The organism is Rhodococcus sp. EPR-157, assembly GCF_001647195.1.
In the GTDB taxonomy this organism is placed as follows: domain Bacteria; phylum Actinomycetota; class Actinomycetes; order Mycobacteriales; family Mycobacteriaceae; genus Rhodococcoides.
This window is the reverse complement of record NZ_LVCV01000288.1, coordinates 1-7,511: the sequence shown is the minus strand read 5'-3', so window position 1 is coordinate 7,511 and position 7,511 is coordinate 1. Positions and strand designations below refer to the sequence as shown.

General features: G+C 64.1%; 7 protein-coding genes. 4 read left to right on the top strand and 3 right to left on the bottom strand.

What is annotated here, in order from left to right; translation table 11 throughout:
- A partial coding sequence (locus A2J03_RS13310; RefSeq protein ID WP_082897810.1) for a D-alanyl-D-alanine carboxypeptidase/D-alanyl-D-alanine-endopeptidase occupies window positions 1-1,425 on the top strand: 1,425 nt, incomplete at its 5' end.
- Between the two features lie 63 nt (window positions 1,426-1,488).
- Here the strand turns inward: A2J03_RS13310 and A2J03_RS13305 are convergent.
- The 3 genes from A2J03_RS13305 to A2J03_RS13295 form a co-directional block, all read right to left on the bottom strand.
- Window positions 1,489-2,511: a YdcF family protein gene (locus A2J03_RS13305; RefSeq protein WP_068374569.1), complete on the bottom strand. Its 1,023-nt coding sequence runs from the start codon at window positions 2,509-2,511 to the stop codon at window positions 1,489-1,491.
- A 62-nt stretch (window positions 2,512-2,573) separates the two neighbouring features.
- Complete coding sequence (locus tag A2J03_RS13300; protein ID WP_068374566.1) at window positions 2,574-3,005, bottom strand: hypothetical protein; 432 nt, start codon at window positions 3,003-3,005, stop codon at window positions 2,574-2,576.
- Between the two features lie 13 nt (window positions 3,006-3,018).
- Entirely contained in the window at window positions 3,019-4,356 is a 1,338-nt protein-coding gene (locus A2J03_RS13295; RefSeq protein WP_068374563.1) for an APC family permease, read from the bottom strand.
- 84 nt (window positions 4,357-4,440) lie between these two features.
- Here A2J03_RS13295 and A2J03_RS13290 point away from each other — a divergent pair, with 84 nt between their 5' ends.
- The 3 genes from A2J03_RS13290 to A2J03_RS13280 all read left to right on the top strand — a co-directional run.
- The gene (locus A2J03_RS13290; protein WP_068374560.1) at window positions 4,441-5,961 is read left to right on the top strand and encodes a Mur ligase family protein; all 1,521 of its coding nucleotides are present in this window, start codon (window positions 4,441-4,443) and stop codon (window positions 5,959-5,961) included.
- A 48-nt stretch (window positions 5,962-6,009) separates the two neighbouring features.
- Window positions 6,010-6,759: an IclR family transcriptional regulator gene (locus A2J03_RS13285; RefSeq protein ID WP_068374558.1), complete on the top strand. Its 750-nt coding sequence runs from the start codon at window positions 6,010-6,012 to the stop codon at window positions 6,757-6,759.
- Window positions 6,760-6,809: 50 nt separating this feature from the next.
- A partial coding sequence (locus A2J03_RS13280) for an FAD-dependent monooxygenase (RefSeq protein WP_156520366.1) occupies window positions 6,810-7,511 on the top strand: 702 nt, incomplete at its 3' end.

Here is a 7,511-nt window from a genome sequence, read left to right as displayed (position 1 = left end):
CGGTGGTCGTACTTGGTCATCGACCCCGAGACGGACGAAGTGATCTACAGCAATCAGGCCGACACGTTCATGTTTCTCGCCTCGCAGACGAAGCACTTCACCGTCGGAACAGCGTTCGACGAGCTCGGTACCGACGAGAAGATCACGACGCCGGTCTACGCCACTGCTGCACCGGCGGGCGGCACCCTGACCGGTGACCTTGTGTTGGTCGGATCCGGCGATCTTGCGCTCGGGGGCCGCAACGCCGCCGAGGGCAAGTTCGACTTCGCCACCGACGGAATCGACCATGTCTACGCCGACGCCATCCCCGGAGCGGTTCTCGCGCCGGGTGATCCGCTCGCCGGACTCGACGACCTGGCCGAACAGGTCCTCGCCTCGGGTGTGACGCGCATCGACGGCGATGTACTCGTCGACCCGCGGCTGTGGGAAACGTACGAGACGGTCGAAGGCCTCGTCCCGTCGATTTTCGTGAACGACAATCTCGTCGACATCTCGGCGGAGCCAGGAGAGCCGGGTCAGCCGGCCACCGTTCGGATGTTGCCGGGGAACGGTCTTTTCACGATCGACTCGCAGGTGACGACAGGCGCTGCCGACAGTGATTCCACGATGGTGGTCGCGGCGGACGATACGAACCCGACGATCATTCGGGTAACCGGTTCGGTCCCGGCGGGGAAGTCGTCGTTGACCGTCTTCCGTATCACCGACGCAGCGGGCTGGGCTCGTCAACTCTTCATCGAAGCCCTGCAGCGCGCAGGAGTCGAGGTGATCTCGACCTCGAAGATCAACGACGCGGCCGCGCTTCCACCGAAGGACTCGTACCAAGACGGCCTGCGGTTGGCGGAACTGGAATCGGCTCCACTGGGTGAGACCGGCGAAATGATCCTCGCAACCAGCTACAACACCGGCGCAAACACATTCGTCTGCTTGCTCGCAGCGTCGACGGGATCGGATCAGTGCGCCGATGGTCTTCCAGCAGTCCGTGATCTGGCTGCAGAGGCGGGAATACCGGCGTCGGACTTCGTGATCATGGACGGCCAGGGCGGTGACCCGTCGTCTGCGACTCCGACAGCGGTAGCTACCTGGTTCGAGTGGGTGAATCAACAGCCTTGGGCGGACACGTTCTGGGCCGGCCAGCCGATCCTGGGTGAGCGTGGCTCGCTGTCCGGTGTAGGCGTCGACTCTCCGGCGAAGGGAAAAGTCGTCGGGAAGACGTCGACCTCGGCTGACGTGGAACCCGGGACAGGGCGCTTGATCGTGACGACTCAGGGTCTGTCGGGGTATCTCGACGTGGGCGACGATCGACGGTTGCTCTTCGTGGTCGCGACGAGCAACGCCGTGTTCCCCGACCTTCCACGCGGAGTCTTCCAGGTGGGCGACGACGTCGGCATGGTGGCGGCCGCATTCCAGCAAGCCCAGGAGAAGTAGTGGTGGTCAGGGGCCTCCGCGACCAGGTCGCGGCCATCATTCAGCAGAGCTACTGAGTCGCATCTAGTCGATGTGCTGCAACAGCAGCACGACGAGAAAGATGCCGAGGGACACACCGGCGTTGGCCTTCCAATGGCGACACAGGATCGCCACGAACTCCCGTAGGAAGGCAGTCGGTGTGTAGAAGCGTGCAGTGCGCGCTCCTGTCACGTGGGCGTCCAATCCGAGATCACGGGTGAATGCAGCGGTGCGGAGGACGTGAAAGTTGCTCGTGACGACGATCATCGGTTCGGATTCCACACCCGATGAGTCCAGTAGCTGCTTGCTCAGCACGAGGTTTTCGAGCGTTGTTCGCGACGACGTTTCTGCCAGAATCAAGTCCTCGGCAATGCCCTGTGCGCTCAGATATCGCTTCATCGCAGTAGCTTCGGCCACCGATTCGTCGGTTCCCTGGCCGCCCGAAACGACCAACGCGGGCTGGTTTCCCGCCTTCGCTTCGGCGCCGTAGACCTCGAGTGCCCGATCCAGACGGCTCGCCAGCAGCGGTGTGACGGCGCCGCCGGCACCCAATCCACACCCCAATGCCACGACGGCGGCTGCGCCCGTCGGCGGTTCGATATGCCCGTAGATCACGGCGTGCGCAGTGAATGCCGCGAGCTGAAAACCGAGACCCACCACGAACAACACCGCGGTCCACATGCACGCGAGAAACAGCAGCGGCAGGGTGTGCGTCTCGAGCACCGCGAAGACCACGACCAGCAGCCCCACACCCAGCACCGTGACCACCGCGAGGGCGAGAGGAAGTACCGTCGCCATCCGTAGTCCTTCGCGCCGGATGACCACCACCCCATTGATCGCCGCCGCGCCGATGAGCGCAACGAAGGCCAGGAACATGAAGGTGGTGAGGGCGACGACGAGTACAGCCTCCACGCCGACGTTCAATTGGTCCAGCAGGCTCAGCGCGCCCAGCATCCATGCGATGAGCGCAGTGACCACCAGCAGGCCGATGAACAACCGTCGAGGCTCACGTATGAAACTGACGACCGACGCGACCGTCAGAGCAGCGGCGAACGCCAGGAAGAACATCGTTCGAATCTACCGAAGTCACCTGCAGACTCCCTGTGGGCGGCACACATTGCCTCGATGGGTCAGGGAACCTGCCAGCTGCCGACTGCGGGGAGGAACGTGATGCCATACGGAATGGAAGAGGTCGTGGTGATTCGGCCCGATCCCGTCACGACTCGTGTGGGCGCCTTGGGGAAGAGAGCGCCGGTACCGACCATGGAAATGCCTGTCGCTCCGGTGTCCTCGTTCTTCCACTCGAGTTGGCACGGGCACCAACTGCTCGCGTCGAAGAAGGACACACCGGGCTGCTCCTGATCGACAAGAACGGTGATGGTTTCGTCGACGAAACCGATCGGCAGTTCTGCGGAACCAACACTGAGGTTGTCGTCGCCACCGAGACCGATGAGCGGGGTCAACTGAGCGACCTGAACGGGTGCCGCGGAGGCAGTGGGCGCCGCTATCGCTTTACACGGCACGGTGTAGCTGGAGGTTGGAGCATGCAAGCGCTCGGACATGCTGCGCCGAGGATCAATTCACCTGTGAGGACGCGAGTTGTCGGACGGACACGATGCGGGTCAACCCGTACAGCAGCAGTCCGACGATCAACAGGATGCCGGTCCGGATCCAGGTATCAGCACTCTGCTGGGTGAGCAATAGCCCGCACGTGACGAGGGCCAGGATGGGCAGCACCGCCGGCGCACGGAAGTGGTCGTGTGCGACCTGGTCCCGTCGCAGGACCAGCACGGCCACGTTGGTGCTGACGAAGACGAAGAGCAGCAGCAACACAACAGTCTCGGCCAACGCCGCGACACTTCCGGTGGCACACAGGATCACCGCGACGGCGGTGGGCGCGACGATCGCGGCCCACGGCGACTGGCGACCGGGCAACACCTTGGCCAGTGCAGGCGGAAGCAGCCCCTCCCTCGCCATGCCGTACGTCAACCGCGACGCCATGATCATCGTCAGCAACGCACCGTTCGCGACGGCTATCAACGCTATGGCGCTGAACAACGTCGGCGGTATGCCGACGTCGGCGACACGAACCACCTCGAGCAGAGGACCCGACGACGCGGACAGCTGTTCTGGCGGTACGACTATCGAGACCGCCACGCCGACCAGTACGTACACAAGTCCTGCTGTCAGCAACGCAGTGAACAGCGCACGCGGGTAGACGCGCCGAACGTCCTCGACCTCCTCGGCGATATTGGCGGACGTCTCGAAGCCGACGAACGAGTAGAAGGCCAATAATGCGGCGCTGAGTATTGCGAGTGCCGGAGTCGTGTCCTGCTGAAACTCGATCACCCGCTCGGGTGCGCCGTCTCCGCGACCGAGGACCAGCGCTGCGAGAATCACGATGATGATCAACCCGGATACTTCGATCACGGTCATCACGACGTTCGCGCGAAGCGATTCGGTGATACCGCGCGCATTGAGTGCGGCAACCACGACGAGGAACACGATCGCTGCCGTTATCGAAGGGACCTCGATGAACACGCCCAGATAGTCGCCCGCGAAAGCCAGCGCAAGCCCCGCTGCGCTGGTGACGCCGGCGGCGAGCATGCAGAAGCCGACAAGGAACGACACGAGCGACGACCTGTACGCGCGGGCGGCGAACACTGCAGCACCGCCTGCCCGCGGATATTTCGTGACCAACTCGGCAGACGACGCGGCAGTCAGCATTGCCATCGCAAGGGCGACTGCGAGGGGAACCCACACGGCACCACCGACTTCGCCCGCGACTTCGCCGACCAAGGCGTAGATGCCTGCACCGAGAACGTCGCCGAGAACGAAGACGAAGAGTAGCTTTCCTGTGATGGCTCGTTTCAGCGGCGTCGGCGACGTTCTGTCGATCTGTGGTGCAGTCATCGACGGCGTGTACCCGTTCGAGCCTTGGCCAAGCGTCGGCGAAATGCCTGGTTTCCGCGTTGTCCGAACCGGGTAGGAAGTGCGATGACCCGCAGCACAGCTCGACTGGCCGGAGGCAGTGCTTCCACGACTCGGTCGGCTGTGACCTTGGACGAGCTGGCGGCTGTGCTGGGCATGTCGATCCCACATGAGTTGGGTCGCATCGCCGTCGCCGGCGTCCATGACGACTCGCGGGCGGTCGAACCCGGTGACCTGTATCTGGCGTTTCCTGGGCGTCATGTTCATGGACTCGACTTCGAAGATCAGGCCCGCGCGCGCGGTGCAGTGGCCGTCCTTTCCGATCGACCCGGCTCTGTCCTGCCGACCATCGTGGTGCCGGATCCGCGACGTGCAGCGGGCCCGCTGAGCGCGCATCTGCACGGGTACCCGTCGTCGACGATGGGTGTGTACGGCATCACCGGAACGAACGGCAAGACGAGTACGGCTTATCTCCTCGGCGCTGCGCTTGCGGGGGCGGGCGAGTGCGTGGGAACGATCACGGGCATCTCGACCGACGGACCACGCAGTACGGCAGTCTCGACCCGCACCACCCCTGAAGCAGCCACGCTGCAACGATCGTTGGCACGATTTCGGGACGAGGGCGCCACCGTAGTCGCGATGGAGGTGTCCTCCCACGCCGCCGCTCAGAGAAGGGTCGACGGTACCGAATTCGCAGCAATGGGCTTCACGAACCTCGGGCCCGACCATCTCGACTTTCACGGTTCGATGGAGGACTACTTCGCGGCCAAATCCGCGCTTTTCGAGGCGGACCGAACGCGGGCTGCAGCGATCGGTATCGACGACCACTACGGCCGCCGACTGGCTGCATCCGTCGAGGTGCCGTGCTGGACGTTCTCGACCCACGATTCCAACGCCGACATCTTCGGCGACTCCATCGTGTGCACGACAACAGGCACCGCATTCGAGGCACGAACACCGCACGGCACGTTCGACATTCACCTTCCGTTGCTGGGTCCCCATCAAGTGCACAACGCAGTGGCCGCGCTCGCCCTCTGTGCCGCCAACGCGGTGGATCTCGCTGCTGCAGCGCGAGGAATCGAGAAGGTGCGAACCGTCCCAGGCCGATTGGAGCGAATCGACGAGGGACAGAGTTTTCTGGCGATAGTCGACTACATGCACAACACGTCGGGGCAACGGTGTCTGTTGCCGTATCTGCGCACGTTGACTCCCGGCAAGATCATCATCGTCCTGGGCGCGACGGGTGATCGCGACCCGGGCAAGCGCTTCCCGCTCGGCGCGGTCGCAGGCGCCGCAGCGGACATCGTCATCGTCAGCGACGAAAGCCCATTCTCCGAAGACGCCGCCGTCATACGTGACGCCGTCGCCGCCGGCGCGGTATCGGCGAAGCACGCTACCGTCGTTGTGGAATCCGACCGCCGGAAAGCGTTCGCGCTGGCGGTTTCGCAGGCCGACGATCGCGACGTGGTCGTCGCGGTCGGGCGTGGATGCGATGGATTCCAGACCTTCGGCGACGTCGTCGTTCCGTTCGACGATCGCGTCGAACTCCGGCGGGCAGTACTCGACGATATGGTGCACCGCCGCTAGCGTCGGGAAAGTGCGGGATCCGCGTCGTCGATGTGATGAAGTTGTGCCGTGGCGGGAAACACGAGGAACCCGGGGCAATCGGTGTCGTCGCGGTTGCTCGCCATCCTTGCTGTCTTCGACGAGACGCGCCCGTCTCTTGCCCTGTCGGACATCGCGAACGGGTCCGGCCTGGCGCTGGCGACCGCGCACCGTTTGGTAGCCGAACTCGTGGAGTGGGGCGCTCTTGTCCGTACCGACTCGGGTGAGTACGTCATCGGGCGGCGGTTGTGGAAGCTGGGCATGCTCGCGCCCGATCAGTCCGATCTGAGGGAAGTAGCCTCACCGTTTCTGCACGACATCTACGGAGCGACCCTCGCGACGGTTCACCTCGCAATCCGTGACGGGGACCAGGTGCTGTACCTCGACCGGCTCGCGGGACACGCCTCTGTGCCCGCGGTGAGTCGCATCGGTGCACGCCTTCCGCTGCATGCGACCGGGGTGGGCAAGGTGCTGTTGGCGTTCGCGCCCGCAGATGTGCGGGAACGCGTGCTCGGTTCGTTGACCCGTCTCACCCCGTACACGGTCGTGCACGCAGGCACGCTGGCGAGCGAGCTCCGTCGTGTGCACCGTGACGGGTATGCCAAGACGGTCGAGGAGATGACTCTCGGTGCGTGTTCGGTGGCGGTTCCGATTCGTCGGCGCGACGACGAGGTGGTCGCGGCGCTCGGAATCGTAGTCCCGAACCTTGGCCGTGACCGCGCCTCACTGGTCGCGGCGTTGCAGGTCGCGGCGAACGGCATTCGTCGCAATTTTCACTGAGTGGAAGTATTGCCTTTGTGTGCCCGCAGACACAGTGTGTACTGACGGGCATGCGAACTGAAGTTGCCATCATCGGCGCCGGTCCGGCCGGCTTGCTCCTCTCCCACCTGCTCGCCGAGCAGGGAGTGGAATCGGTTCTGATCGAGACCAGATCGCAGGAGTACGTGCTGTCACGTATCCGTGCGGGCATTCTCGAACACTCGACCGTCCAGCTTCTCGATGACATCGGCCTCGGCACCCGGCTGCACGCCGAAGGTCAGCAGCATCGGGGCATCTACCTGCAGTGGCCGCAGGAGCGTCACCACATCGACTTCACGGACCTCGTCGGGCGCAGCGTGTGGGTCTACGGCCAGACCGAGGTGACCAAGGATCTTGTTGCGGCACGCGAAGCAGCCGGCCAGCAGATCTACTACGAGGTGACCGATACGGCCCTGCACGACGTCGAAAGTGACTCGCCCTTCGTCACGTTCACCGATTCGTCGGGGAAGCAGGTCCGCCTCGACGCGTCCGTCGTCGCCGGGTGCGACGGCTCGTTCGGACCGAGCAGAGCGGCGATGCCGGACAGCGTCCGTCAGGTTTGGGAGCGTACCTACCCGTACTCGTGGCTCGGTGTGCTCGCCGATGTTGCGCCGTCGACCGACGAACTCATCTACGCCTGGCACCAGGATGGTTTCGCGATGCATTCGATGCGGTCCTCGACGGTCAGCAGGTTGTATCTGCAGGTGCCGAACGGGACCGACGTGAGCACCTGG